Source organism: Bacillus cereus group sp. BfR-BA-01524 (assembly GCF_022662595.1).
In the GTDB taxonomy this organism is placed as follows: domain Bacteria; phylum Bacillota; class Bacilli; order Bacillales; family Bacillaceae_G; genus Bacillus_A; species Bacillus_A thuringiensis_S.
Genome location: NZ_JAKUDW010000032.1, coordinates 35706 through 60271 on the forward strand (window position 1 = coordinate 35706; position 24566 = coordinate 60271).

Here is a 24566-nt window from a genome sequence, read left to right on the forward strand (position 1 = left end):
ATATGTAGCATTATGTAGAGAATAGGCTTTGTAGGGAAACTTGCAACGAGCTTCAAAGAGCGGTAAAATACCATTTAGTGTTTATTTTTAAACGTACTTGAGAAAAGTTTAAAATAGAGGAAGTGTTATATAATGGGAAACGAATTTCGCGTGTGCGATGACTGTCAGGCAACGAACGTTAAAACGTTAGTTCCGAAGTTAAAAAAAGTAGATTCATGTGCAACGATTGAAGTTGGATGTCAGTCTTACTGTGGTCCTGGTCGTAAAAAATCATTCGCATTTGTAAATAACCGTCCAGTTGCGGCTCCAACGGAAGATGAGTTAATCGTAAAAATTGAAGCAAAGTTAAATAAGTAAGAAAAAGAAGAGTGAAAAGATTACTCTTCTTTTTTTATGCCCATAAGAGGAACGATTTATTCTGCGAAAGTACTATTGTGTGGCCGAACGTTTTCTAAAGGATGGACATAACTTTTGTATTAAAGTTCCAATTTATATAAATTTATATTTCAAAATAATGGTTGACAGTCTTTTAAAGCGATAGGTAGAATAGAAGTGTCTGATTCTGAGAATCATTATCAGGAAAATAACAATTCACCTAATTTTTTTTATTACTATTTGAGAATAAATTTCATTTTAATAAATATATGTTGTTGGTTAGGATGGTTGAGGGATGGAAGCGAGCGCAAGCAGTATAGAACAGCAAGAAGAGAATGTTAAAGAGATTAAGAGCAGACCGCTCATCGCTTCTATTATTTTAGTAGCGGGTACAATTTTGTTAGCTTTAAGCATGGCAGTTTCTATTTCTTTTGGGGCTGCAGATATTAGTTTAAAGACTGTATGGCAAGCTGTATTTCAGTTTGATGGATCTATTACACATCATAATGTAATTCAAGAGCTTCGCATGCCTAGAGCAATAGGGGGCGTAGTTGCAGGTGCCTTTTTAGCGGTATCAGGAGCAATTATGCAAGGTATGACGAGAAATCCACTTGCTTCACCATCGTTAATGGGGATTACAGATGGGGCTGTATTTGGAATTGCAATTATGTATGCATTTTTCCCTAATTCACCTTATTTACTGTTTGTTATCGCATCTTTTATTGGAGCTGCGTTTGGTGCAAGCATTGTATATGGAATTGGGTCTTCTTCACCAGGTGGATTAACACCTGTGAAATTAGCTTTAGCAGGTGCAGCTATTAGTGCTTTATTAGGGGCAATTTCATCTGGAATCGCATTGTATTTCAATCTTGCCCAAGAGGTGAGCATGTGGAATGCAGGCGGAGTTGCTGGAGTGAAATGGCAAAGCATTAATATGTTAGTGCCAATTGGCCTTGTTTGCCTTTTTATCGCAATTATGATGTCGAGATATATTACAATTTTGAGCTTCGGTGAAGAAATTGCAATTGGACTTGGTCAAAATACGACATTAATTAAATTTATCGGAACAGTACTTGTTCTTGTTTTAACGGGTTCCGCAGTTTCCATGGCAGGATCAGTAGGGTTTGTTGGTCTTGTAATCCCGCATATGACTCGTTTCCTTGTAGGCTCGGACTATAGATGGGTTATTCCATGTTCTGCGGTCTTAGGCGGGCTGTTAATTGAATGTGCAGATATGTTATCTCGCGTTATTAACCCGCCATTTGAAACGCCAATTGGAGCAATTACAGCGCTAATTGGGGTTCCATTCTTCCTCTACTTAGCACGTAATGAAGGGAGAGGAAAGATGTGAGGACGAGTGTCTTAACAAAAAAGAACATTTCTATATTAACGATTTTAGTAGGACTAATCGTTTCTATATTTCTTATTAGTTTAAATACAGGAACTTTTAAAATACCCCCAATGGACGTATTAAAGTCATTGGTTGGACTAGGGGCTGAAGATCAGTCTGTTATTTTATTTGAATTCCGTATGCCGCGTATGGTAATTGCTATACTAGTCGGATCTGCTTTAGCTATGTCAGGTGCGATTTTGCAAGGTTTATCAAGAAATCCGCTTGCTGATCCAGGTATTATAGGGATTAATGCTGGAGCGGGATTAACAGTTGTTATATTCGTCTACTTCTTCTTCGGGAAAGTAGGGACTGGTACATTTTTATCTGTATTCATTCTTCCATTTTTCGCACTAGTTGGAGCGATATTAGCAGCGGTAATTATTTATTTACTAGCATGGAAAGACGGCGTTTCATCGACTCGATTAATACTTGTTGGTATTGCCGTTGCAGCTGGATTTGGAGCTGTTAGTTTAATTTTCTCTATGAAGATGACATCTAACGATTTTCGTTTTGCTACGATTTGGCTGGCGGGAAGTCTGTGGGGTACAGATTGGAAATTTGTATTAAGTGTACTTCCATGGATGGTTATTTTCTTACCTCTTGCTATAAGTAAAGCACACATATTAAATGTAATGAACCTAGGCGATTCTACAGCAGTTGGCCTTGGTGTAAACGTAGAAAAAGAAAGACGTAAATTATTATTTATTGCAGTTTGTTTAGCAGGTGCATCTGTTGCTGTTGCCGGCGGAATTGGCTTTATCGGTTTAATGGCCCCGCATTTAGCAAGGCGCCTTGTTGGTGGTAAGCATCAAATTATGTTGCCCACAGCTGCGCTAATAGGAACGTTTTTACTTTTATTCGCAGACGTAATTTCAAGAAGTGTACTAACAACTTCAGAAATACCAGTCGGTCTTGTTATTTCTGTAATTGGTGCACCGTATTTCATTTATTTACTTATGAGGACAAAATAAAGGGAGGCTTTTCGTATGGCAACTTTAGCGGTAGATGCGGTATCTGTTGGCTATAATGAAGGTTTAATTATTGATGGATTAACAGTTGAAATTCCGGAAGGGAAAATTACAACAATTATTGGACCAAATGGTTGTGGGAAGTCCACATTATTAAAAACGGCGTCTCGTATTTTGAAGGCAAAGCAAGGTACTGTTTATCTTGACGGAAAAGCAATTGAGAAACAGCCAACGAAAGAAATTGCAAAGAAAATGGCGATTTTACCACAAACTGCAGAAGTACCAACGGGTCTTACTGTATTTGAGCTTGTGTCATACGGAAGATTCCCTCATCAAAAAGGGTTTGGCACGTTGAAAGAAGAGGATTATCGCTACATTAACTGGGCACTTGAAGTGACAGGAATGAAAGAATTTGCGAATCGTCCAGCAGAAGCACTATCAGGTGGTCAACGTCAACGTGTGTGGATCGCAATGGCTCTTGCGCAAGGAACAGAATTACTTGTATTAGATGAACCAACAACGTACTTAGACATGGCTCATCAATTAGAAGTATTAAACTTATTGAAAAAATTAAACGAAGAAGAAGGTAGAACGATCGTTATGGTTATCCATGACTTAAACCACGCTTCTCGTTTCTCAGATCATATGATTGCATTAAAAGCAGGTAAGTTAATGAAACAAGGAACACCAGATGAAGTTATGACAAGTGAAACACTTCGTAACGTATTTGAGATTGAAGCTCAAATCGTTCCATGTCCAGTAAACTGTAAGCCAATTTGTTTAACATATGATTTAGCGATAATTAGTAATCAATTGCGTAAAAAAGCATAAGTAGAACCCCCTCCTGAAGAGGGGGGACTTCTAATGGACGTTGAGCTTCTTGTATAAGAATGGGAAGTTGAACGCCCTTTAGAATGGGTTATTAACAACAATTAATAAAAATATATTGATTAATTGTTATCTTCGTTTCTTATAGTTCATTGCAACTTATAAGATAAATACAGCTAGAAGGAGTGGGAACATGAAGAATTTTAAAATGGCACTATTAGCAATGGTATTAGTTGTAACTTCTGTACTATTTGCAGCTTGTTCTAACAAAGAAGAAGAAAAGAAAGCAGATGCAAAGACTGAAGAGCGCACTGTAAAACATGCAAAAGGGGAAATTAAAATTCCTGCAAACCCCAAAAAAATTGCTGACCTTAGTGGTTCAACAGAAGAATTATTAATTTTCGGTATGAAACCGGTTATTACTGCTAATACATCTCAAGAAAAAATTGATGCACATATTGAAAAGAAACTAAAAGACGTTAAACCAGTTGGTTCTGCTTGGGGCGATAAAATTAACATCGAAGCAGTAGCTGCTGCAAAACCAGATTTAATTCTTGTAAATAATCGTCAAGAAAAGATTTATGATCAATTATCTAAAATTGCACCAACAGTTATGTTAAACACTCCATTAGATCAATGGCGTCCAAAATTCGAAGAAGTAGGTCAAATCTTCGGTAAAGAAAAAGAAACAAAAGAATGGTTCAAAAAGTATGATGAAAAAGCAAGCAAATTACATGACAAAATCGTCGCTAAAACTGGTGAAGCAACATTTATGAAAATGGCTGCATATCCAAATGCTTTCCGCGTATACGGTGACTACGGTTACGGTAGCGTAATCTTTAATGATTTAAAACTACCAGCAGTTAAAGGTACACCAACTGATAAACCGTTAGTGCAAGTACAAAAAGAAGCTTTAATCGATTACAACCCAGATTACTTATTCGTATTTACAACTGGTGACGGTTCTCAGCGCTTAAAAGAATTCCAAGAAGAATCAATTTGGAAAAACATGAACGCTGTTAAAAACAACCATGTATTTACAATTAAAAATGAAGACTTAAACAAAGGTTACTTCCCATTAGGGAAAGATATGATCTTAGACGAAGTTGCTGAGTTCGTTTTAGGGAAATAATGTATAAAAGAAATCACTTTTACTTCGGTAAAGGTGATTTTTTCTTTTTATAAAGGGAATTAATACAGTCTTTCATTTCTTTCTGTTTCTCATTTCGTTTATAATATAAAGTAAGAATGTAGTAAAGAAAGGGGGATGTCGGAAAGTGGTATATTTAAACGACAAACTCAGCGAAACAAAAGTGTTTAAAGACCCAGTACATAAATATGTGCACGTGCGTGATCGTGTTATTTGGGATTTAATCGGAACGAAAGAATTTCAACGTTTGCGCCGTATTAAGCAGCTTGGAACGACATTTTTTACATTTCACGGTGCAGAGCATAGTCGCTTTACTCATTCGTTAGGTGTATACGAAATTATTCGTCGTATGATTGATGATGTGTTTGATGGCAGACCAAATTGGAATGCTGAAGATAGATTGTTATGTTTATGTGCGGCATTACTTCATGATGTCGGCCATGGCCCATTTTCTCACTCGTTTGAAAAAGTATTTTCATTAGATCATGAGAAATTTACGCAAAAGATTATTGTGGGCGATACGGAGATTAATGATGTATTAAGTCGTGTTGATAAGGAGTTTCCACAAAAGGTAGCAGATGTAATTGCAAAAACGTCTACTAATAAATTAGCGATTAGTATGATTTCAAGCCAAATTGATGCGGATCGTATGGATTATTTATTAAGAGATGCTTATTTCACAGGCGTAAAGTACGGAAACTTCGATATGGAACGTATATTACGTGTAATGCGTCCGTACGGGAATCAAGTAGTTATTAAAAATAGTGGTATGCATGCTGTTGAGCATTATATTATGAGTCGTTATCAAATGTACTGGCAAGTATATTTCCATCCGGTAACGCGAAGTGCTGAAGTTATTTTAACGAAGATTTTACACCGTGCTAAAGCATTGCATGAGAAGTATTATACATTTAAAAATCATCCGGTTCATTTCTATTCTTTATTTGAAGAAGAAGTAACAGTAGAGGATTATTTAAAGTTAGACGAGAACGTTATGTATTATTACTTCCAAGTATGGCAAGACGAAGAAGATCCAATTTTAAGCGATTTATGCCGACGTTTTATGAATCGAAATCTATTTAAATATGTAGAGTTTACAGATAAGCATGGCTTAGATAATTGGATGGAATTAAGTAGCTTATTTAAAAAAATTGGACTTGATCCAGAGTACTATTTAATAGTTGATTCAACATCAGACTTACCGTACGACTTTTATCGTGCAGGAGAAGAAGAAGAACGTCTGCCAATCTTACTGCTTATGCCAAATGGAGAGCTTAGAGAGCTTTCACGTGAATCAGATATTGTTGAGGCGATTACAGGTAAGAAGAGAACGGATCAAAAATTATTCTATCCGCATGATTTAATCTATGAAGATGGAAGAAAAGGAAAATATAAAGAGAGAATTATCGAGTTGTTAGAAGGAAAAAAATAAGAAGCAGCTAATGGCTGCTTCTTATGAAAAAACTTGAAATTATTTGTCGCTTAAGCGTTTTCCGCCAACTGCATAATGGTTTTTAGACATTTCTTCGATGAAGACAACGATGTTTTCTTCAGGAGCACCAGTTGTTTCGCTTACTGCTGCTGTTACTTTCTCAGCAAGAGCTTTCTTTTGTTCCTCTGTGCGTCCTTCTAGCATTTTCACTGTTACGTATGGCATGTACAATCGCTCCTTTTATGTAAGTTACACTCTTATTATAGCGGATTATGGGGAAGAACAATCGAAAAAACAAATAATTTCTTTTTTTGACATATGGAAGAGGAGATGAAGTATGGATCAGTTATTTAGATATCCATTGCACGAAATTCCGTTGGTAGCAATGGCGATTATTATTGCATTATCCGTTCATGAATTTGCACATGCATATGTTGCATATAAATTTGGGGACGATACAGCAAAGAGACAAGGGCGTTTAACGTTATCGCCGATGGCTCATTTAGACCCTATCGGTTTGATTGCAGTATTAATTCTTGGATTCGGTTGGGCAAGACCGGTTCCTGTTAACCCATATAACTTTAAAAGACCGCGTCTTGCAGGCATATTAGTTTCAATTGCAGGGCCGATTAGTAACTTAATTTTAAGTGCAATTGGTTTAATTATTTTGTATAGCTTAGCAGTATTTGGAGTGTTAGATGCGGTTCCAGTTGCAGTAGCTGAAACATTAGGAAAGTTTTTTGAGCTCTTTATTATGCTAAATATTGTTTTACTTGTATTTAATTTATTACCGATCCCGCCACTTGATGGGTATCGTGTAGTGGAAGATTTAGCACCAGCAAATATTCGCGCGAAAATGACACAGTATGAAAAATATGGAGCGATTGCGTTATTAATTCTCGTTATTACACCGCTTAGTAATTACACAATTCAACCTATTTTCCAGGTAGTTATTCCGCATGTATTAATGTTTTTACAAAGTATCATTGCGCCTATTTTTGGCCTTTTATAATTTTTAAGTGAGGAGGATTTTACATATGACAGAGAAAAAGAAAAAAATCGGTTTTAATATCGTGAAAAATGATTCAACAGATGGACATGGTGGATTTGGTGTTGGGGCATTAAGCCTAGAAAACATTTCACCTGTATTTGTTGATGTACTAGAGAAAACTGCATTCGTTGATATCGGTGCGATGCATGCGCGTAGTACAGTAGAAAAAGGTATTAAGTTTTTAACAAATAAAGATGAAGTTCCAAACGGAAAACCATTTTGGCTTGTTTGGGTAACGATTGAAAGAACTGCAACTGGTGCTTATTACGCAGGTGTAACAGCTTGTGAAATGACAGTAGACCGTGAAATTCGCCGCGGATATAAATCACTTCCAGAACACGTAAACAAAATGGATAAATCAATGAAGCGTCACATTATGGTTGAACATATGGATGAATCATCTAAAAAAGTACTTGGTACGTTCTTGAAAGAACATAATGAAGCGATTTGGAACGAATCTAGTGAAGAATTGCGCCGTGCATTATTAAGTGAATAAAAAATAGCTGACGGATGCCCGTCAGCTATTTTTTTTACCAAGGAAGATATTTTTTCCACCAACTTGTTTTTTTCTTTTCTTCAGTCGTTTTTTCAAATTCTTCTTTATCATCGACGTGATCCATACAATATTCAGTCGGTTCGGTACCTTTAGCGAAATACATTTTCACAGAAATAGGACAATTTTTTGTAGCAATTTTACCGTTCTCTGGGTTGATATTAACCGCTACGACGTCACCTGGTTGTTTAAATTCTTTTTTGGGCTGTCCATCTAAGCCTTTCTCCATCGTATCAGTCCATATTTTCTTCGCATATCCTTGTTCTGCTACGTTTGAAATAGATTTAGGTTGGTCATATCCGACCCATACGCCTGTTACGATTTGCGGAGTAAATCCGATCATCCAACTATCCGTTTCAGTAGAACCAGATTTTCCGGCATATGTTCTTGATAATTTTGATAACATCGATTGGCCAGTTACAGCGGCATAACTGCTTAGTTTCTTATTAAACATACCAGTCATCATTTCTTGCATTACAAACGCTTTGCTCTTGTCGAGAACTTGTTTACTCTCTAAATGAGCATCATATAATATATTTCCTTCATGATCCATAATGCGGCGAATGAAAGTAGGTTTTACTTCTTTTCCACCGTTTGCGAGCATGCTATAAGCGTTAACCATTTCAATTGGTTTTACTGGTGATGTACCGAGAGCTAGAGAAGGCACATCTTTTAATGCACTTGTAATTCCAAATTGTTTCGCTGTTTTTGCGAGTGCGTCATCTCCTAAAAACAAATTCGTTTTTACAGCATATATGTTATCAGAGACTGCGAGAGCTTGTGCCATCGTTACGAAATCATCTGCATAATAATCTTTATAGTTCTTCGGTTTATACTTTGAAACGCCGTCACCTAAAGTAAATACAGTATATTCGCTTTTTAAGCGCGTAGCAGGCGTGAATCCTCGTTCTAATGCCGCATAATATAGAAATGGCTTAAATGTAGAACCAGGCTGACGAATGGCTTGTGTAGCCCTGTTAAATTGACTCGTAGTATAATCAGTTCCGCCAACAAGAGCAGCCACTTCACCTGTCGTTGGATTCATAGAGACGAGAGCCGTTTGTATGTTTGTTGTGTCAGGTATATGATCTTTTACAGCCTGTTCTGCTACAGCTTGTAGTTTAGGGTCTAGCGTTGTATAAATTCGCAAGCCACCTCGTTGTAAAGCTTGTTCGTCTAATCCAACATCACGAAGAAGCGAAGCTTGTACAGCATCTTGGAAATATGGTGCGACTTCTGCTACTTTTTTCGTATCTAATGAGGCAAAAGTTAGTGGCTCTTGCTTCGCTAAGGCTGCTTGTTGCTTCGTAATATATCCTTGTTCTACCATTTCATCTAATATGAGAGCTTGTCGCCCTTTAGCACGATCTTCTTTCAAAAAGGGAGAATAGACACTTGGCCCTTTCGGGATACCTGCGAGCATACTAGCTTCTGCTAATGTTAAATCTTTTGCTGTTTTATCGAAATATAGACGGGACGCAGCTTCGATTCCATAAGCGCCATGTCCGTAATAAATTGTATTTAAATATCCTTCTAAAATATGATTTTTATTATAGTTTACTTCAAGGCGGACAGTGTACATTGCCTCTAATAATTTCCGTTTCCACGTTTTATCATGATCTAAATACAGATTACGCGCGTATTGTTGTGTAATTGTACTAGCTCCTTGTACCTTTGCCATCGCTTTTAAATCAGCAACAATTGCACCTGCAATCCGTTTCACATCGAAGCCGTGATGCTTATAAAATCTTTGATCTTCAATAGAAAGAGTCGCTTCTTTTACATAAGGTGAAATTTCATTAAGAGAGACATTGTAACGTTTTTGAATTTCGTTACTTTGTCCAATAACAGTATCATCGTTTGCGTAAAAGACGCTTGTTTGCGGGACCGCAACAGGAGGAGGTCCCATAATTTTTGCAACTATAATAATAACAAAAAAAGAAAAAACGAAGAAAAGGACGCAAGAAAACATTGCGGTGAAGAAAAGACGTTTATATTTTTTAAGTTTTGGATTCATAGTTTGATCCATCTTTTTTCAGCCCCTCATTAATACAAGCGTTATTGTATTAGTATTGAGGGTTTTCGTTTATTTTAAACAATGAAATTTCGAAAATAAAAAGCCCCTTCCATTAAGAAAGGAGCTCAAAGGCACGTGCTGGCCAATCGGTAATGATGACATCTACACCATAATCAATCATAGTTTGTAAATCTTTGTATTCGTTAATTGTATATGGACGGAAAACATATCCTTGCTCTTGTGCTAAATGCACAAATTCTTTCGTTAATAGCTGGAAGTTTGGATGTAACCCACTTGCTTTTCTCTGTTTTGCTTCGGCAATTGGATCAGCAATCGGTGTATCATATAAAATTGCTCTTGGGATTTCAGGAGCAATTTCTGCTAATAATGAAACAGAGTCATGGTTAAATGATGAAAATACAATTTGATTAGAAAGATGATATTCACGCACAAGTGCAACAGCTTTTTCCTCAATATTTGGGTAATGAATAACATCTGTCTTTAATTCAATATTTAGTTGTAAGTTCGTTGTGGAAAGCCAAATGAAAACCTCGCGCAACGTTGGGATTTTTGCTTCATGGAAAGAAGGGTCTTTATAGCTACCGGCGTCTAATGATTGTAGTTCCTCTACCGTTTTTTCCGAAACAAGTCCAACGCCAGTTGTTGTACGATCGACGGTTTCATCGTGAATTACGACAAGTTCACCATCTTTTGATAGATGGACATCGAGTTCAATTCCGTGAGCGCCAATGCGTTCAGCTTCTTGGAAGGCAATCATCGTATTTTCGGGATGTGTTCCTTTTACTCCGCGGTGAGCGAAAATAAGTGGTTTACTCATGTGAAAATCTCCTTATTATCTCTTTTCTTTCATTATGAAACTGCTTTAGGAAAAATACAATTGAATATGACAAACATTTACAAAAGTCTAACAGTTGCACAAAAGTTAACGTTAACGTAAAATGTAATAATTGAGTGAAGGGAGGAATAAACATGTATAAAATTGATGAAGTAACAAAACAAGTTGGTTTAACAAAACGTACACTTCGTTATTATGAGGAAATTGGTTTAATTCATCCCCCGGAACGTAGTGAGGGGAATATTCGTCTGTATACGGATGAGGATATTGCAAGAATTAAAAGAATTGTAGAAGCGAAAGAAGTGCTAGGAATCACACTTCAAGAAATGCAACATTTCTTATCATTAAAAGAAAGAATGGAACAAAGAAGAAATAGCGAGAACCCTCGCGACCGCGAAGTGATTCAAGAAATTAAAGATATGCTTGAAAAACAAGTGCAAACGTTAGACGAAAAAATGGAGCAAATGCAACGTGTAAAGGCAGAACTTGAAGATAGTTTACATCGTGCAGTAACATTTTTAGAGAGTACAAAAGGAGAGTAATCAAAATGGAGAGCAAACAAAAACTAGGGAGATTGATTACAGTGGTAGCTACCTTTCTTGCCTTTTCGGGTATAGGGGTAGTTGACCCAATCTTGCCGATTATTGCTGAGAAAATTGGTGCAACGCATTGGCAAGTTGAAATGTTATTTACCGCTTATATTTTAACGATGGCAATCATGATGTTACCAGCCGGTATATTTGCATCGAGATTTGGTGATAAACGAATGATGACAATCGGTCTTGCGATTGTGACTGTATTTGCGTTTATATGCGGTATATCGCAAACGATTGCTCAATTATCTCTTTTCCGCGCTGGATGGGGATTAGGAAATGCGATGTTTTTTGCGACAGCAATGACGCTGTTAATAGCATTAAGTAAAGAAGTTCATGAAGCAGTAGGATTATACGAAGCAGCGATCGGTTTAGGTATGGCTGGGGGGCCGTTATTGGGTGGAATACTAGGTGGACATTCTTGGCGTTATCCGTTTTTCGCGACGAGTATTTTAATTTTCTTAGCATTTATTTTAGTATTCTTTTTTGTAAAAGAACCAGAGCGAAAAGTGAAGCGTAAGGCTGCTGGCGTGGGAGAATTACTTAACCTGGTGAAGTATAAACCATTTATGCAAGGTGCCATTTCAGGGATGCTATACTACTACGGATTTTTTGTCGTGTTAGCATATTCACCACTTATTATGCATTTATCAGCTATTCAATTAGGCTTTGTATTTTGCGGATGGGGATTAGCGTTAGCTTACGGTTCTGCAATTTTAGCACATAAGCTAGAAGGGAAATATGAACCAAAAACATTATTGAAGGGTAGTTTACTCGTATTTGCGATTTTCTTAATTGCACTATTCTTTGTGAAAATTATGTGGTTACAAATTACTCTTATCGTTTTATCAGGATTGGCATCTGGTTTAAACAATGCATTATATACAAGTTATGTAATGGATATTTCACCTTATGAAAGATCTGTTACGTCAGGTGTTTATAACTTTGTTCGTTGGTTAGGTGGTGCGATTGCTCCAATTTTATCAGGAGTTATCGGGCACACAGTTTCACCACAAAGCCCATTTTTAGTTGGGGGAATTGTCGTGTTAGTTGGTTGTATTATGATCCTAATTCCAATTCGTAAACCAGTAGAACTAGAGACAAAAACCCTTTCTTAAGAAAGGGTTTTCTTTATACATATATGTTAGAACCCTCTGACTAAAATATATTTTCGGTATTTTTGTACTTTTAACTATACTTTTTGGATGTTTTGTTTTATTTTTGTTAGGGGACATTAATGATGTCCTCATTATAAATTTGCATTGAAAGGCGTGATTGTACGATGGAACTATGGTTCACAGAGAAACAAACAAAACATTTTGGGATTACGGCGCGTATTAACCGCACATTACATACGGAGCAAACAGAATTCCAAAAACTTGATATGGTTGAAACGGAAGAGTTCGGAAACATGCTTATTTTAGACGGCATGGTTATGACAACAGAAAAGGACGAGTTCGTTTATCACGAAATGGTAGCGCACGTACCTTTATTTACACATCCAAACCCTGAGAACGTATTAGTTGTTGGCGGCGGCGATGGCGGTGTTATTCGCGAAGTGTTAAAACACCCAAGTGTAAAGAAAGCAACTCTTGTTGAAATTGATGGAAAAGTAATTGAGTACTCTAAACAATACTTACCATCAATCGCAGGCGCATTAGATAATGAGCGTGTAGAAGTAAAAGTAGGAGACGGTTTCCTACACATCGCAGAAAGCGAAAATGAATACGACGTAATTATGGTAGATTCTACTGAGCCAGTAGGACCAGCAGTAAACTTATTTACGAAAGGTTTCTACGCTGGAATCTCTAAAGCATTAAAAGAAGACGGTATTTTCGTTGCGCAAACGGACAACCCTTGGTTCACACCAGAGTTAATTACGACTGTGTTTAAAGATGTAAAAGAGATTTTCCCAATTACTCGTTTATACACAGCTAATATTCCAACATACCCAAGTGGTCTTTGGACGTTCACAATCGGATCTAAAAAACATGATCCACTAGAAGTAAGTGAAGAGCGTTTCCACGAAATCGAAACGAAATACTACACAAAAGAATTACACAACGCAGCATTCGCATTACCGAAATTTGTTGGCGATTTAATTAAGTAAGAAAATCGAATTTGAACAAATAAAGTGTGAGTAGCTCATTTAAGGTGTTTGTCCAGAAGACTTGAACATGCTAGCTACTTACACTTCTGTAGAGAAAATCGTCTTCTTGTTGTTAAAAAGAAGACCCCGGTAAATCGAGAAAGAGGAGCAATTCGCTCCAAATTTGAGAAATAGTGAAAGGTTGGGATACCTTAAGTTCCACATAAGGAGGAAAAGAATATGCGTTTTGATGAAGCTTATTCAGGTAAAGTATTTATTAAAAGTCATCCAAGTTTTGAAGAGTCAAAGGTAGTTATTTATGGGATGCCTATGGATTGGACAGTAAGTTACCGTCCAGGATCTCGTTTTGGCCCTGCACGTATTCGTGAAGTATCAATCGGTCTTGAAGAATATAGTCCGTATTTAGATCGTGAACTAGAAGAGGTAAAATATTTTGATGCGGGTGATATCCCATTACCATTCGGAAACGCACAACGCAGCTTAGACATGATTGAAGAGTATGTATCAAAACTTTTAGATGCCGATAAGTTTCCACTAGGTCTCGGCGGTGAGCACCTAGTGTCTTGGCCAATTTTTAAGGCAATGGCAAAAAAATATCCGGATTTAGCAATCATCCACATGGATGCTCATACTGATTTACGTGAATCGTATGAAGGGGAGCCTTTATCCCACTCTACACCAATTCGTAAAGTGTGTGATTTAATTGGTCCGGAAAACGTATATTCTTTCGGAATTCGTTCTGGAATGAAGGAAGAATTTGAATGGGCGAAAGAAGTAGGTATGAACTTATACAAATTTGACGTATTAGAACCGTTAAAAGAAGTATTACCGAAACTTGCAGGACGCCCAGTCTATGTCACAATCGACATTGATGTATTAGACCCAGCTCACGCTCCAGGAACAGGAACGTTAGAAGCTGGCGGTATCACATCTAAAGAATTATTAGATTCCATCGTAGCAATTGCAAATTCAAATATAAATGTAGTTGGAGCAGACTTAGTAGAAGTAGCTCCAGTCTACGACCATAGTGATCAAACACCAGTCGCAGCAAGCAAATTCGTGCGGGAAATGCTGCTCGGTTGGGTGAAATAAAAGTGAAGCCGACTGTTTAGACCCGGTGACTAAGGTTCTTAGACGCAAGGGTCTAGGAGGCGTAACTGGATAGAAGTAAAAGCGGAAGCGGCTCGCTCAGAATGTGAGGGGGATGGAGCTTCAGACGTAGAGGCGCTTTTTGCCGCGAAGCCACCGATCATTCTAGCCGCTGCAGCTGGACAAAAAAAGAGTTATTCTCATCATTTGAGAACAACTCTTTTTCTTATGCAACTTTCTCTTCCGAATTAATGCCGCGAATTTCATCAGCAGAGCGGATCGGATATTTGCGGAACACAATAGATCCGATGTATCCGACAATAGTGGTAACGATTCCACATAGTACAGCAGCAATCGTTACTTTTATAACGTCATTAAATCCGAATAGGACAAGAAGACCTGGAATTGGTGATGCTGTTCCTGGTGCATTATTAACAAGCTGGAATAGCGATGTAATAATACCGGCAAGTGCACCGCCAACGAAGTTTGTTGCATAAATTGGAATTGGATTTGCTGAAACAACATCGGCTTGTGTTAAAGGCTCGATCGCTACAGCGATTGTGTCTTTCTTTGAGCAAATTTTTAGTCGCTTAAAGAAAATAAAGTTCATCGGGGCTGAGGCTGCTACGGCAAGACTACCAATTGCCATTGGTAAACCTGTTAATCCAAGCATTGCAGTTAGTGCCATAGAACTCAGTGGAGAGGTAGAAATAACTGTTATTAATCCACCAAGCATAATACCCATAATGATAGGACTTTCTGTAGTTGCAACTGATATCATAGAACCGATTTTACCAAGTGTTGCGTTAACGAGCGGATCCATAAGCATTGCCATTCCACGTGAGATTGGTGCAGCGATAAATAGGATTGCCAAAAACTCTACACCAGCTGGTAATTTCTTTTCGAGAAATTTCACGACGAAGGCACAAACGTATCCAGCGAAAAATCCTGGTAAAATACCGAATCCACTAGTAGCGATACCAATTAAAACAGCGTATACGGGGGAAACGCCGATTGCTAATGCGACTAAAATCGCTGCTGCGACACCGCTCATACTACCAGAAGCTTCTCCTACTGATTGTAAAAAGTCATTATGAAACATTTCTCCACCTATATAACGGTGAAATGCTTCAATAAGAAAACTTGCGATTGCTGCATTAGCTAAAGCGCCCATCGCCTTCATTCCGTAAGGTGCACGGTAACTGAAAAGTGTAAATAGACAAAGTACAACAAGTAATAGTGCTAAACCTTGCAAGATAGCCATTTGAAAATTGTCTCCTTTGATTTTTGTAATAAAGTGAAACTTTAATCAGTGGGTGTTTTGTCCCTTCCCACTGATTATTAGTTGAACCAATCGGGCATTTACGGGCAGTTGTTTCCCACCGACTTTTCCCGTATTCACCGCATTTGGGGGTGGGAGTCTTACTGTCCGTTAATGCGGGATAAAAATTCGTATCATTCAATAATAATATAAAAGTGTATGAAACGGAAAAATTTTTTCTTGGGAACTTGCTGTAAGAAAAAATCCCTTACAATAATGTAAGGAAAGTGTAAGACTTTTAGATAGAGTATAGTATGCTCTTTTCCGTATAATAAAAGTATAGATATAATACTAGTGAGAAAGAAGTGCAAACAGGAGGCGCATGTATGAAATTGGTAATTAAAGTTTTAGCTGTATTCGCCATCATTTTAGGGGGAACAGCATATTATTTAAACACAAAAACAGAAGGTGTACATGCTTTTGTAGACAACTTCTTTTCAAATAAAGAAATACAAGATTATTATGCGGTTGTAGATAAAGGTGAGAAAAAAGACGGTGAGTATTTGTATACATTTAAAGGGTATACAGAGGACGGAAATCAACAAATTATTAAAAGAATGGTAAATCGTGAATTGCATGCAGGTGCTTTTATAAAAATTTATGCAAAAGGTATGCAAGGAAAAGGATGGGCTGAAATACCGAAAGAGTCAATCCCGCAAAAAGCATTGCAAAAAATAGAAAAACCATAAAAGGAGCGAATCGTTCGCTCCTTTTTTAGTGCGTTAAAATAGTGATAGATGTATTTTCTTTGTTAGAAATGATTTTGGCATGTCCACCAATTGGAAAAGTAAAAATTGGAGTTGTATGTCCAAAATTTGCATTTGCAATGATAGGAATATGTGCAAGTTCAGGTTTTGAAGAAATCATTTCTTGAATATCCGCTATCGTACATTCTGCTTCTTTTTGCATTCTTCCTATTACAATACCTGTTATATGTTCAAAATTAGGTTGCTGCATAAGGGAATGTAGATAGCGATCAAAAGTTTTAAGCGTCGATTTTCCTGTTAAACTGTCTTCTTCAAGGAATAAAATTTTGCCCTTTAAGTTTGGCATATATGGTGTGCCTTGTAGTAAATTAAGTGTGCTCATATTGCCACCGATAATTTCTCCTGTCACTTCCCCCTCTTGAATTGGAACATACCCTTCATTTTTAATAAATTCTCGATTTTCCTGATCCATATACCAAGAATCATCGCTCCACGTTTCCGCCGGAATGATTTCAATAGGCCCATTAGTGGTTAAGCATTGTAAAAAGTAATCAGCCGTGTAATGGAGTCCTTTTTCCATTCCAAATGAAGAGAAGTGGGGACCTGAATATGTAACGAGACCCGTTTTTGCGTAAATTGCATTATTTAAGGCAGTAATATCAGAATAACCACAGAAAAATTTTGGGTTTTCACGAATTAAATCATAATTGAGATGTTTCAATAAACCATTCGAGTTGTATCCGCCAAGTGTAGTTAAAATAGCTTTTACATTAGGGTCTCTAAATGCTTCATGGAGGTCTTGGACGCGGGAAGAAATAGAAGAGGAAGCAAATCGATCTATCTCATCGGCATATTTTGAGAATGTCACTTGAAAGCCCATGTCAGTTAATCTTTTTATAGCAAGTTTTCTATTTTCATTTGAAACAATACTTAAACTACAGGATGGTGAAATCACGCGTATTTCATCACCCTTTTTTAACTTTGTTGGTATCACTGAATTCACCTCTCTAATTAAAAGAATATTTAGATTTAAAAAATATTTTATCACATGAAATAAAGTAGAAGTGAATTATTTTTCGAAATGGAGTTTTCCTGATTTTTCAGCAGACAGACAGCGTCTTTTTTTGATATGATAGGAAAAGTGATTTATTATAAGTAGTATTTAATATCTATAACATTTGAAAGGTGTGCAAGACGTGAAGAAACAACTTGCAGGCTTGCCGGTACACGTTCATTTCGTAACAGAAATCCGTGAAGGGGCGAGGAAGGAAACCGTTGCTTTTGAAGCAAATGGTCAATACTATGTAAAAGGTCAAGGTACATATGTAACATTCCAGGAGCCGAACGAACAAGGCGAAGTGAAAACAATTATTAAAATTCAAGATGAACAAGTTCTCATTATGCGTTCAGGTGCTATTTCTATGCGTCAGACGCATGTGAAAGGTGAATGGACAACGGGTACGTATACGAGTGAACTTGGTACGTTTGCACTGCAAACGAAAACTGATAACGTTCTTTTTAAATGGTCGGATGAAAAGAAAAAAGGACAACTCTTCTTAACGTACGCATTGCTTCTAAGTGAACAAGAAGCTGGCAGATATACAATTACAATTAATTTGAAGGAGGCAAAATAATGAATTCCTTAGAACAGGTAAAAGGATTGATTAAAGAAGAAATTCAAGCTGCTGTATTAAAGGCAGAATTAGCGACAGAAGAACAGATTCCAAACGTTGTATTAGAATCTCCAAAAGATAAAACAAATGGTGACTTCTCTACAAACATGGCAATGCAACTTGCACGCGTTGCGAAAAAAGCACCTCGTATGATTGCAGAAGAACTAGTTGCAAACTTCGATAAAGCAAAAGCTTCTATTGAAAAAATCGAAATCGCTGGTCCTGGTTTTATTAACTTCTATATGGATAATAGCTACTTAACAGATTTAATTCCAACAATCGTAAACGCTGGTGAAGCTTACGGTGAAACGAATACTGGTAAAGGTGAAAAAGTACAAGTTGAGTTCGTATCTGCGAATCCAACAGGTGACCTTCACTTAGGACATGCACGTGGTGCGGCAGTAGGTGACACTTTATGTAACGTATTAGCAAAAGCAGGATACGATGTATCTCGTGAGTACTATATTAATGATGCTGGTAACCAAATTCATAACTTAGCTCTTTCTGTTGAAGCTCGTTACATGCAAGCTTTAGGTTTAGAGAAAGAAATGCCAGAAGACGGTTACCATGGTGCGGATATCATTGGAATCGGTAAACGTTTAGCTGAAGAGTTTGGCGATCGTTACGCAAAAGCTGATGAAAAAGAAAGCTATGAATTCTACCGTGAATATGGTTTGAAATATGAGTTAGCAAAACTTCAAAAAGATTTAGAGAGCTTCCGTGTTAAATTTGATGTATGGTTCTCAGAAACATCATTATACAAAAACGGAAAAATTGATGCTGCACTTGCTGTATTAAAAGAGCGTGACGAAATCTTCGAAGAAGGCGGAGCAACTTGGTTCCGTTCAATGACTTACGGTGACGACAAAAACCGTGTATTAATTAAAAATGACGGTTCTTACACATACTTAACGCCAGATATTGCTTACCATCGCGATAAATTAGAGCGTGGTTTCGATAAGCTAATCAACATTTGGGGTGCTGACCACCACGGTTACATTCCTCGTATGAAAGCTGCTATTCAAGCGCTAGGTTACGATAAAGAAACACTTGAAGTAGAAATCATCCAAATGGTACAACTGTACCAAAATGGTGAAAAAATGAAAATGAGTAAGCGTACAGGTAAAGCAGTTACACTTCGTGAGCTTATGGAAGAAGTAGGCGTGGACGCAATGAGATACTTCTTCGCGATGCGTAGCGGTGATTCTCATTTAGACTTCGATATGGACTTAGCTGTATCAAAATCTAATGAAAACCCAGTATACTATGCACAATATGCTCATGCTCGTGTATGCAGTATCCTTCGTCAAGGTGAAGAGTTAGGATTAGCTGCAGATGGAGACGTGAATTACAAACTTGTTACTTCTGAGAAAGAAGTAGAGTTACTGAAAAAACTTGGTGAATTCCCAGCTGTAGTTGCGGATGCAGCACAAAAACGTCTGCCACACCGCATTACAAGCTATGCATTTGAATTAGCAGCAGCATTACACAGCTTCTACAATGCAGAAAAAGTATTGAACCAAGATAACTTAGAATTAAGTAAAGCTCGTTACGAGTTAATGAAAGCAGTACGCACTACACTTCAAAATGCATTAGCAATCGTAGGAGTATCTGCACCGGAAAAAATGTAATGAAGAAAAGCGGAACCGACTGTTTAGTCCCGAAGCCACTGAGTATTCTAGCCACTGGAGCTGGACAATAAAGAAAAACGGAAGCGGACTTTCGTTTTTAAATAAAAGGCAATCACACGATGTTGTGATTGCCTTTTTGTATGGAGATAATAAAAAAATAAAATTTTATCAAACAAAAGGATAATTTGCGTCGTCTTATATAAATGACAGGAGGCTTATGATGGAAGAAAAGGTAGAAAAATTAATTGATATATATAAGCAGCAAATATATTCCTTATGCTATAAGTTAGCGAAAACGAAAGAAGATGCGGAAGATATTTTTCAAGAGACGTGGATAAAAGTTTTTTCCTCTAGGCACCAACTTTCTTATGTGGATAATTATAAAAAGTGGATTACTACAATTTGTGTTCGTACGTTTTATGATTTTTATCGTAAGAAAAAAAGATGGAAAGATCGAATATTGGATTTGTTTCATAAAGAAGATGGTGGAGAAATAGATTTCGCAGATGAAGTGAATATATCAGAAGAATTTATTCAAAAAGTGGAAGCGGAAATGATACGGGAAGTTATACAGTTATTAAATGAAAAGTATAAAACTGTGCTCGTACTCTACTATTATGAACAATATTCTTATAAAGAAATGAGTGAAATATTAAATATACCGATTGGTACAGTGAAATACCGCCTTAATTATGCGAAGAAGCAAATGCGAGAACATTTGGAGGGGTTCGTTTATGAAGGAAGATAAATTTGATCAAAAGATAAAAAGTAGTTTAGCGGGAGAGATGATTCCTAGTGAAGAGCTGATAAATCATACGAAACAGAGCGTGCGAAATGCTCGGAAATTAGAGAAAAAGTGGGTTATTTTCATTCATGCTATTTGGATGATTGTATTAACAGTCACCCTAGAGCAGTTTGTTAGTCATTTGGATCATAAAATAACTGTCATTATAACGATAGTTATTATGATGCACCTATACATTCCGATATATGTTGTCATACAGTCATTTTTAAAGAAGGAGTATAAATTACATGATAGAGTTCGCTAATCCATTTGTAGTATTTGAGATAGCTGGGATTACAATGTTTTTGGCTTTTATAGCACTTTTAGTATGTGTAGCATCATGGGTGTATACAGATGCGAAAACGCGTGGAATAAGTAAGTGGTGGAGTGTTATAGCGATTGTATTGCCATTTTTTATTGGAGTTTTGTTATATATGATACGAAGAAGTAACAAGAAAATAGAAAGAGAATATACGATGAAGAGTATGAAAAAGCAAAAGGTAACATTAGTTGTTATATTTGCAAGTGCGATGTTTGTATTACTTAGCGGCTTTGCTTTTGTTCAAACGTTAGATGATATGTGGAGAGCTGGTGATATATATTTAGAAAATGAGAAGCAAGGGGAGACAAGTTATGAGGCAAAATTTTCATCATGGGATATTGCTGGGAAAGATATTGAACTTGAGTATGCAAAAGATACAGAAGTAACATTTTCTTATGAAACAGATGCAAAACGTGGGAATTTATGCTTTAGCTTGTATGAAAGGAAAGGAGAAGGAGAAGGTATAAGAGAGTTAAAAGAAATCTGTGAATCGAAAAAAGGTACTTTTAAAGCTACATTAAAAGCAAATGAAAAGTATGTATTTAGTATAAGTGGTTTAATGGTGAAAGATGGTTTTGTAAAAGTGAATTGGGAAGCAAAATAAAGGGCCCCTGAGAAAGGCCCTTTATTTTATTGGATTGTATAAGTGACAGAAAAGCTAACAGGACTATAGTAAACGTAAGGTGCATGAAATTGAACGTACATATTTCCATCTGTTTTTGCAGTGAAAATTCGGCCGTAACCATCAGAATAACGTCCAATAAGGTTATGATTTGAGTCATAAACACTGTAACTAGGAGTTTTGCTGTTAGGTTGAATTGTTAACTCTTGTCCCTTTTGAAGGAAAATAGGTTCTTGTTCAGAACTACCTCCAGTTTGCAAAGAATAAAATTTTGTAAAGCTTTGTTCTTGAGCGGCAGCAGCGACTTTTGTTTCAGGAATAAACGCGGTAGCGCCGGTAATTCCTGCTAAAGTTAACGCACCTACTAAAATCATTTTTTTCATAATAGAAAAAGCCTCCTTATAAGTTGTAATCGGTATTGTTACAGTTAATATTGTATACGATAATGAGTAGGATAAAATATGCTTTTATGCATATATATTTTTTCTCAATAAAAGACCACTGATAAAAATCAGTGGTCTTTTATTGATTAGGCAGCTTTCTGTTCAGTTTGAGTAACAGGTTTTTGAAGCGAGTTATAAACCCCTGTTCCGATAACGTCTAATGCCATTTTCATTCGTTCAGGTGAAATGTTTTCTAATACGTTATCTTGAGGTGTATGGTATACCTTCTCGATATGATAGATTAATGGATTCCAACTATCGACACCCATCCAAATAAATAGAGCAGCAGGAATACCAGCTTCAGTAAATGGAACATGATCACTAGAACCGAATTTACCTTGTAGGACGAGGTCATTATTTAGTTGTTTACCTGCTTGCAAGGCAGCGTCTGTTACAAAGTTTGTAGAGCCATCAGGTGTCATAGCATATAAATTCTTTGCTTTATCATAATTTGTTGCAACCATATCAGCATTAAAGACGCCTAAAATACGGTCACGTTCTTTTTGAGATAAACTATTCACATAATAATCCGAACCAAGTAAGCCAGTCTCTTCAGAACCAAAGGTAATAAAACGAATTTCTTTATCAGTTTCTACATTTTGAAAAGCACGAGCTAGTTCTAATACTAATCCAGTTCCAGAAGCATTATCATTTGCGCCAGGTGCTCCGACAACACTATCATAGTGCGAGCTTACAACAACTGCTTTTTCATTACCTGTACTCTTTTTTGGTTTCTTTTTTGCGATAACATTTAGAGATGTTAATTTAGATTCATGTCTTGCCTTTAGAGAAAGGATTGTAGTTCCTTTTTTCGCAATTTCTTCTTTAAATGTATTTCCTTGCGCATAAGCAAGGCCAAATACAGGTACAGATTGTTTTTTCGTTAAACGAGGATTGAAAGTTTGCCCATAGTTTCCGCGTCCTCCAATTAAACTGTATAAAAGAACGCCTTTTGCACCTTTGCTAACGGCATTTTCAACTTGTTTATTATAATCAGCGACAGTTGTTCCTCTTTCAAATAAAACAATTTTACCGTTTACTTCATTTGGAATATCTTCTAATTTTGTCCCACCTTGAACAAAGATAAGGGGAGCTGTAACAGCTTCTGTAGAAATTAGTGAATTAGGAGCAGCACCAGCTTGCCAATTACGTTTTATTGATAGTGGTGATTCAATGAATCCAACGTACTGATCGGGCACCTGAAATGGCTGATATTCTACTTCATAGCCCATTGATTTAAGCTGCATACCAATGTAACGAGAAGCCCATTCTTCGGATTTTGTTCCACCAGGGCGAGGACCAATTGTTTCAGATAAGAAACGAACATGTTCAATTGCGCGGTTTGGATCAATCTGTTTTGTAATAGATGGAGTTTGTGTAACCTCTGACGTGGAATCCGCTTTTGCTTGCCCAATTGGAGCTAAGCTAACAGCGAGTGATACAGCAAGCAAAGAGCTTACTATTTTTTGTTTCAATGATTTTCTCATTTTTTCCTCTCCTATTCTTCTATTCTCTCTGACTGACAAAAGAAGACGGATAATGACCTTATTTTACCTTCGTATCTTTTATTTTTCAATATTCTGACATTGAGAAATAAAAACGATATATGCATATTTGCATATTTTCGAGGGAGATATGTATGCTATCATTTTAAACGAAGGTTCGCTTTCTACTCTGAAAGCTCCTACATTGCATGAATCTAGTGTACCCAAACTTTAGATTATGTAGAGGAATGGAACCACTGTAGGGTTTCATTTCTCATGTTTGAATCAGTTGATGGTAATTATGTTTCCGCATTTCATAATTATTATCAGTGATATATGTAAGGCATCCATATGAAAATAAGAGGCTGTTCAAAGGTTTTCCGTACTTTTGGGCAGCCTCACCCCGTTAAAAGGACGATACTTTATGTATCGTCCTTTTTGTATAAAAAAACATCCAATCAATTGAGAGATTGATTGGATGTGAAAACATTATTAATAATGTTTTTTGCGTTTTGTAGCTAAAATACTTAATAATCCAGCTAGTAGAAGAATGATACCTACTGTTTGTGTAGGATCTTCTTTATGACCTGTATTCGGAAGGTGTTTATCCCTATTTCGATCATCTTGCTGTTTGTTATCTGTTTCATTTGATGTTTCTTCGGAAATTCCGTTTTTGTGTTTCTCAGATGTTTCATTGCCTTTGTTTTCTTCTTTATTTGGAGGAGTAACCGGCTTGTCATCTCCACCTGACGAAGATTCAATCTTTTTATTTGAAACTGTAATTTGTAGTGGCGTAGCTTGGGCTTTATCAATTGTAAAGTTTATTGGTGATGCATCTAATTGATAGCCTTTAGGAGCCTGTGTTTCTACTAATTGATAATTACCAGGTTTCAAATCATTTACGATTACTTTTCCGTGTTGGTCTGTTTTTAAACCTTCTCGGATGATTTTTCCATCTTGGTCTAAAATATTGAAAATGGCACCTTCAAGTGTTCCATGGTGATCAATATCAACTTTAGTTAACTCAATTGAACCTGTTGTTAAACTATTTAAAGCTGTAACAGAGGTAACCTGAGATTGTCCTTTCGTAATTGTGAAAGGAATTGGTTTAATGTTTAAATCATAGCCAGTTGGAGCTTTCGTTTCAATGAACTGATAATCTCC

General features: G+C 36.8%; 26 protein-coding genes. 18 read left to right on the forward strand and 8 right to left on the reverse strand.

Annotated elements, in window-relative coordinates:
- Positions 1–132: 132 nt before the first annotated feature.
- The 6 genes from MR170_RS13770 to MR170_RS13795 all read left to right on the forward strand — a co-directional run bounded on the left by MR170_RS13770 (position 133) and on the right by MR170_RS13795 (position 6146).
- The gene (locus MR170_RS13770) at positions 133–357 is read left to right on the forward strand and encodes a YuzB family protein (RefSeq protein WP_000526079.1); all 225 of its coding nucleotides are present in this window, start codon (positions 133–135) and stop codon (positions 355–357) included.
- 313 nt (positions 358–670) lie between these two features.
- Positions 671–1726 carry a FecCD family ABC transporter permease gene (locus MR170_RS13775; RefSeq protein ID WP_029443687.1) on the forward strand — a complete coding sequence of 352 codons (1056 nt, stop codon included), beginning with the start codon at positions 671–673 and terminating at the stop codon, positions 1724–1726.
- A complete protein-coding gene (locus MR170_RS13780) occupies positions 1723–2739 on the forward strand; it encodes a FecCD family ABC transporter permease (protein ID WP_001260757.1) in 1017 nt (338 codons plus the stop codon). The genes MR170_RS13775 and MR170_RS13780 overlap by 4 nt, the downstream gene beginning before the upstream one ends.
- Before the next feature lie 15 nt (positions 2740–2754).
- A complete protein-coding gene (locus MR170_RS13785; RefSeq protein WP_242308462.1) occupies positions 2755–3567 on the forward strand; it encodes an ABC transporter ATP-binding protein in 813 nt (270 codons plus the stop codon).
- A 190-nt stretch (positions 3568–3757) separates the two neighbouring features.
- Positions 3758–4696 (forward strand): ABC transporter substrate-binding protein, encoded by a 939-nt coding sequence (locus MR170_RS13790; RefSeq protein ID WP_000787724.1) that lies wholly within the window; start codon positions 3758–3760, stop codon positions 4694–4696.
- A gap of 145 nt (positions 4697–4841) precedes the next feature.
- Complete coding sequence (locus tag MR170_RS13795; RefSeq protein WP_016079609.1) at positions 4842–6146, forward strand: HD domain-containing protein; 1305 nt, start codon at positions 4842–4844, stop codon at positions 6144–6146.
- A gap of 39 nt (positions 6147–6185) precedes the next feature.
- On the opposite strand, the gene MR170_RS13800 is transcribed toward MR170_RS13795, so the two are convergent.
- On the reverse strand, positions 6186–6371 hold the full coding sequence (locus tag MR170_RS13800) for a 2-hydroxymuconate tautomerase (RefSeq protein WP_001147171.1): 186 nt from the start codon (positions 6369–6371) through the stop codon (positions 6186–6188).
- Positions 6372–6483: 112 nt separating this feature from the next.
- Here MR170_RS13800 and MR170_RS13805 point away from each other — a divergent pair, with 112 nt between their 5' ends.
- Positions 6484–7158 carry a site-2 protease family protein gene (locus tag MR170_RS13805; protein WP_000372443.1) on the forward strand — a complete coding sequence of 225 codons (675 nt, stop codon included), beginning with the start codon at positions 6484–6486 and terminating at the stop codon, positions 7156–7158.
- Between the two features lie 25 nt (positions 7159–7183).
- On the forward strand, positions 7184–7693 hold the full coding sequence (locus MR170_RS13810; RefSeq protein WP_016079611.1) for a YwhD family protein: 510 nt from the start codon (positions 7184–7186) through the stop codon (positions 7691–7693).
- Between the two features lie 34 nt (positions 7694–7727).
- Here MR170_RS13810 and MR170_RS13815 read toward each other — a convergent pair whose 3' ends face one another.
- Both MR170_RS13815 and MR170_RS13820 read right to left on the reverse strand, forming a co-directional pair.
- The gene (locus MR170_RS13815) at positions 7728–9779 is read right to left on the reverse strand and encodes a transglycosylase domain-containing protein (RefSeq protein WP_242308463.1); all 2052 of its coding nucleotides are present in this window, start codon (positions 9777–9779) and stop codon (positions 7728–7730) included.
- A gap of 100 nt (positions 9780–9879) precedes the next feature.
- Positions 9880–10605: a glycerophosphodiester phosphodiesterase gene (locus tag MR170_RS13820; RefSeq protein ID WP_043935102.1), complete on the reverse strand. Its 726-nt coding sequence runs from the start codon at positions 10603–10605 to the stop codon at positions 9880–9882.
- 152 nt (positions 10606–10757) lie between these two features.
- Between MR170_RS13820 and MR170_RS13825 the strand changes: the two genes are divergently transcribed.
- From MR170_RS13825 to speB, 4 genes are all read left to right on the forward strand, one after another.
- The gene (locus tag MR170_RS13825) at positions 10758–11165 is read left to right on the forward strand and encodes a MerR family transcriptional regulator (RefSeq protein ID WP_000276560.1); all 408 of its coding nucleotides are present in this window, start codon (positions 10758–10760) and stop codon (positions 11163–11165) included.
- Positions 11166–11170: 5 nt separating this feature from the next.
- The gene (locus tag MR170_RS13830) at positions 11171–12334 is read left to right on the forward strand and encodes an MFS transporter (protein WP_000444236.1); all 1164 of its coding nucleotides are present in this window, start codon (positions 11171–11173) and stop codon (positions 12332–12334) included.
- A 164-nt stretch (positions 12335–12498) separates the two neighbouring features.
- Entirely contained in the window at positions 12499–13326 is an 828-nt protein-coding gene (gene speE / locus MR170_RS13835) for a polyamine aminopropyltransferase (protein WP_000424696.1), read from the forward strand.
- A gap of 219 nt (positions 13327–13545) precedes the next feature.
- A complete protein-coding gene (speB, locus tag MR170_RS13840; protein WP_001209831.1) occupies positions 13546–14418 on the forward strand; it encodes an agmatinase in 873 nt (290 codons plus the stop codon).
- 223 nt (positions 14419–14641) lie between these two features.
- Here speB and MR170_RS13845 read toward each other — a convergent pair whose 3' ends face one another.
- Positions 14642–15679, reverse strand: a complete 1038-nt coding sequence (locus MR170_RS13845) for a PTS sugar transporter subunit IIC (RefSeq protein ID WP_048564302.1) — start codon at positions 15677–15679, stop codon at positions 14642–14644.
- A 383-nt stretch (positions 15680–16062) separates the two neighbouring features.
- Between MR170_RS13845 and MR170_RS13850 the strand changes: the two genes are divergently transcribed.
- Complete coding sequence (locus MR170_RS13850; RefSeq protein WP_016079615.1) at positions 16063–16425, forward strand: YxeA family protein; 363 nt, start codon at positions 16063–16065, stop codon at positions 16423–16425.
- Between the two features lie 25 nt (positions 16426–16450).
- On the opposite strand, the gene MR170_RS13855 is transcribed toward MR170_RS13850, so the two are convergent.
- Positions 16451–17437, reverse strand: coding sequence for a S66 family peptidase (locus tag MR170_RS13855; protein ID WP_242308465.1), 987 nt, complete (start codon positions 17435–17437; stop codon positions 16451–16453).
- Between the two features lie 202 nt (positions 17438–17639).
- Between MR170_RS13855 and MR170_RS13860 the strand changes: the two genes are divergently transcribed.
- The 5 genes from MR170_RS13860 to MR170_RS13880 all read left to right on the forward strand — a co-directional run bounded on the left by MR170_RS13860 (position 17640) and on the right by MR170_RS13880 (position 21457).
- Positions 17640–18077 (forward strand): YwiB family protein, encoded by a 438-nt coding sequence (locus tag MR170_RS13860; RefSeq protein WP_000744343.1) that lies wholly within the window; start codon positions 17640–17642, stop codon positions 18075–18077.
- On the forward strand, positions 18077–19747 hold the full coding sequence (argS, locus tag MR170_RS13865; protein ID WP_001086464.1) for an arginine--tRNA ligase: 1671 nt from the start codon (positions 18077–18079) through the stop codon (positions 19745–19747). Before MR170_RS13860 ends, argS begins: the two co-directional genes overlap by 1 nt.
- A 220-nt stretch (positions 19748–19967) precedes the next feature.
- Positions 19968–20495: an RNA polymerase sigma factor gene (locus MR170_RS13870; RefSeq protein ID WP_242308467.1), complete on the forward strand. Its 528-nt coding sequence runs from the start codon at positions 19968–19970 to the stop codon at positions 20493–20495.
- A complete protein-coding gene (locus tag MR170_RS13875) occupies positions 20482–20796 on the forward strand; it encodes an anti-sigma factor (RefSeq protein ID WP_242308469.1) in 315 nt (104 codons plus the stop codon). Before MR170_RS13870 ends, MR170_RS13875 begins: the two co-directional genes overlap by 14 nt.
- Positions 20780–21457, forward strand: coding sequence for an ABA4-like family protein (locus MR170_RS13880; RefSeq protein WP_242308470.1), 678 nt, complete (start codon positions 20780–20782; stop codon positions 21455–21457). Before MR170_RS13875 ends, MR170_RS13880 begins: the two co-directional genes overlap by 17 nt.
- A 26-nt stretch (positions 21458–21483) precedes the next feature.
- On the opposite strand, the gene MR170_RS13885 is transcribed toward MR170_RS13880, so the two are convergent.
- The 3 genes from MR170_RS13885 to MR170_RS13895 all read right to left on the reverse strand — a co-directional run.
- On the reverse strand, positions 21484–21858 hold the full coding sequence (locus MR170_RS13885) for a hypothetical protein (protein ID WP_029443678.1): 375 nt from the start codon (positions 21856–21858) through the stop codon (positions 21484–21486).
- A 146-nt stretch (positions 21859–22004) separates the two neighbouring features.
- Positions 22005–23405 carry a M28 family metallopeptidase gene (locus MR170_RS13890; protein ID WP_242308472.1) on the reverse strand — a complete coding sequence of 467 codons (1401 nt, stop codon included), beginning with the start codon at positions 23403–23405 and terminating at the stop codon, positions 22005–22007.
- Between the two features lie 489 nt (positions 23406–23894).
- A partial coding sequence (locus MR170_RS13895) for an MSCRAMM family protein (protein WP_242308473.1) occupies positions 23895–24566 on the reverse strand: 672 nt, incomplete at its 5' end.

What these genes read in the sequence shown, in the direction of transcription:
- MR170_RS13890 (WP_242308472.1), bottom strand. Translation starts at nt 23,405, where the DNA reads ATGAGAAAATCATTGAAACAAAAAATAGTAAGCTCTTTGCTTGCTGTA.
- MR170_RS13790 (WP_000787724.1), top strand. Translation starts at nt 3,758, where the DNA reads ATGAAGAATTTTAAAATGGCACTATTAGCAATGGTATTAGTTGTAACT.
- MR170_RS13785 (WP_242308462.1), top strand. Translation starts at nt 2,755, where the DNA reads ATGGCAACTTTAGCGGTAGATGCGGTATCTGTTGGCTATAATGAAGGT.
- MR170_RS13850 (WP_016079615.1), top strand. Translation starts at nt 16,063, where the DNA reads ATGAAATTGGTAATTAAAGTTTTAGCTGTATTCGCCATCATTTTAGGG.
- MR170_RS13805 (WP_000372443.1), top strand. Translation starts at nt 6,484, where the DNA reads ATGGATCAGTTATTTAGATATCCATTGCACGAAATTCCGTTGGTAGCA.
- speE (WP_000424696.1), top strand. Translation starts at nt 12,499, where the DNA reads ATGGAACTATGGTTCACAGAGAAACAAACAAAACATTTTGGGATTACG.
- MR170_RS13870 (WP_242308467.1), top strand. Translation starts at nt 19,968, where the DNA reads ATGGAAGAAAAGGTAGAAAAATTAATTGATATATATAAGCAGCAAATA.
- MR170_RS13845 (WP_048564302.1), bottom strand. Translation starts at nt 15,679, where the DNA reads ATGGCTATCTTGCAAGGTTTAGCACTATTACTTGTTGTACTTTGTCTA.
- MR170_RS13815 (WP_242308463.1), bottom strand. Translation starts at nt 9,779, where the DNA reads ATGGATCAAACTATGAATCCAAAACTTAAAAAATATAAACGTCTTTTC.
- argS (WP_001086464.1), top strand. Translation starts at nt 18,077, where the DNA reads ATGAATTCCTTAGAACAGGTAAAAGGATTGATTAAAGAAGAAATTCAA.
- MR170_RS13770 (WP_000526079.1), top strand. Translation starts at nt 133, where the DNA reads ATGGGAAACGAATTTCGCGTGTGCGATGACTGTCAGGCAACGAACGTT.
- MR170_RS13825 (WP_000276560.1), top strand. Translation starts at nt 10,758, where the DNA reads ATGTATAAAATTGATGAAGTAACAAAACAAGTTGGTTTAACAAAACGT.
- speB (WP_001209831.1), top strand. Translation starts at nt 13,546, where the DNA reads ATGCGTTTTGATGAAGCTTATTCAGGTAAAGTATTTATTAAAAGTCAT.
- MR170_RS13800 (WP_001147171.1), bottom strand. Translation starts at nt 6,371, where the DNA reads ATGCCATACGTAACAGTGAAAATGCTAGAAGGACGCACAGAGGAACAA.
- MR170_RS13820 (WP_043935102.1), bottom strand. Translation starts at nt 10,605, where the DNA reads ATGAGTAAACCACTTATTTTCGCTCACCGCGGAGTAAAAGGAACACAT.
- MR170_RS13830 (WP_000444236.1), top strand. Translation starts at nt 11,171, where the DNA reads ATGGAGAGCAAACAAAAACTAGGGAGATTGATTACAGTGGTAGCTACC.
- MR170_RS13885 (WP_029443678.1), bottom strand. Translation starts at nt 21,858, where the DNA reads ATGAAAAAAATGATTTTAGTAGGTGCGTTAACTTTAGCAGGAATTACC.
- MR170_RS13875 (WP_242308469.1), top strand. Translation starts at nt 20,482, where the DNA reads ATGAAGGAAGATAAATTTGATCAAAAGATAAAAAGTAGTTTAGCGGGA.
- MR170_RS13880 (WP_242308470.1), top strand. Translation starts at nt 20,780, where the DNA reads ATGATAGAGTTCGCTAATCCATTTGTAGTATTTGAGATAGCTGGGATT.
- MR170_RS13810 (WP_016079611.1), top strand. Translation starts at nt 7,184, where the DNA reads ATGACAGAGAAAAAGAAAAAAATCGGTTTTAATATCGTGAAAAATGAT.
- MR170_RS13775 (WP_029443687.1), top strand. Translation starts at nt 671, where the DNA reads ATGGAAGCGAGCGCAAGCAGTATAGAACAGCAAGAAGAGAATGTTAAA.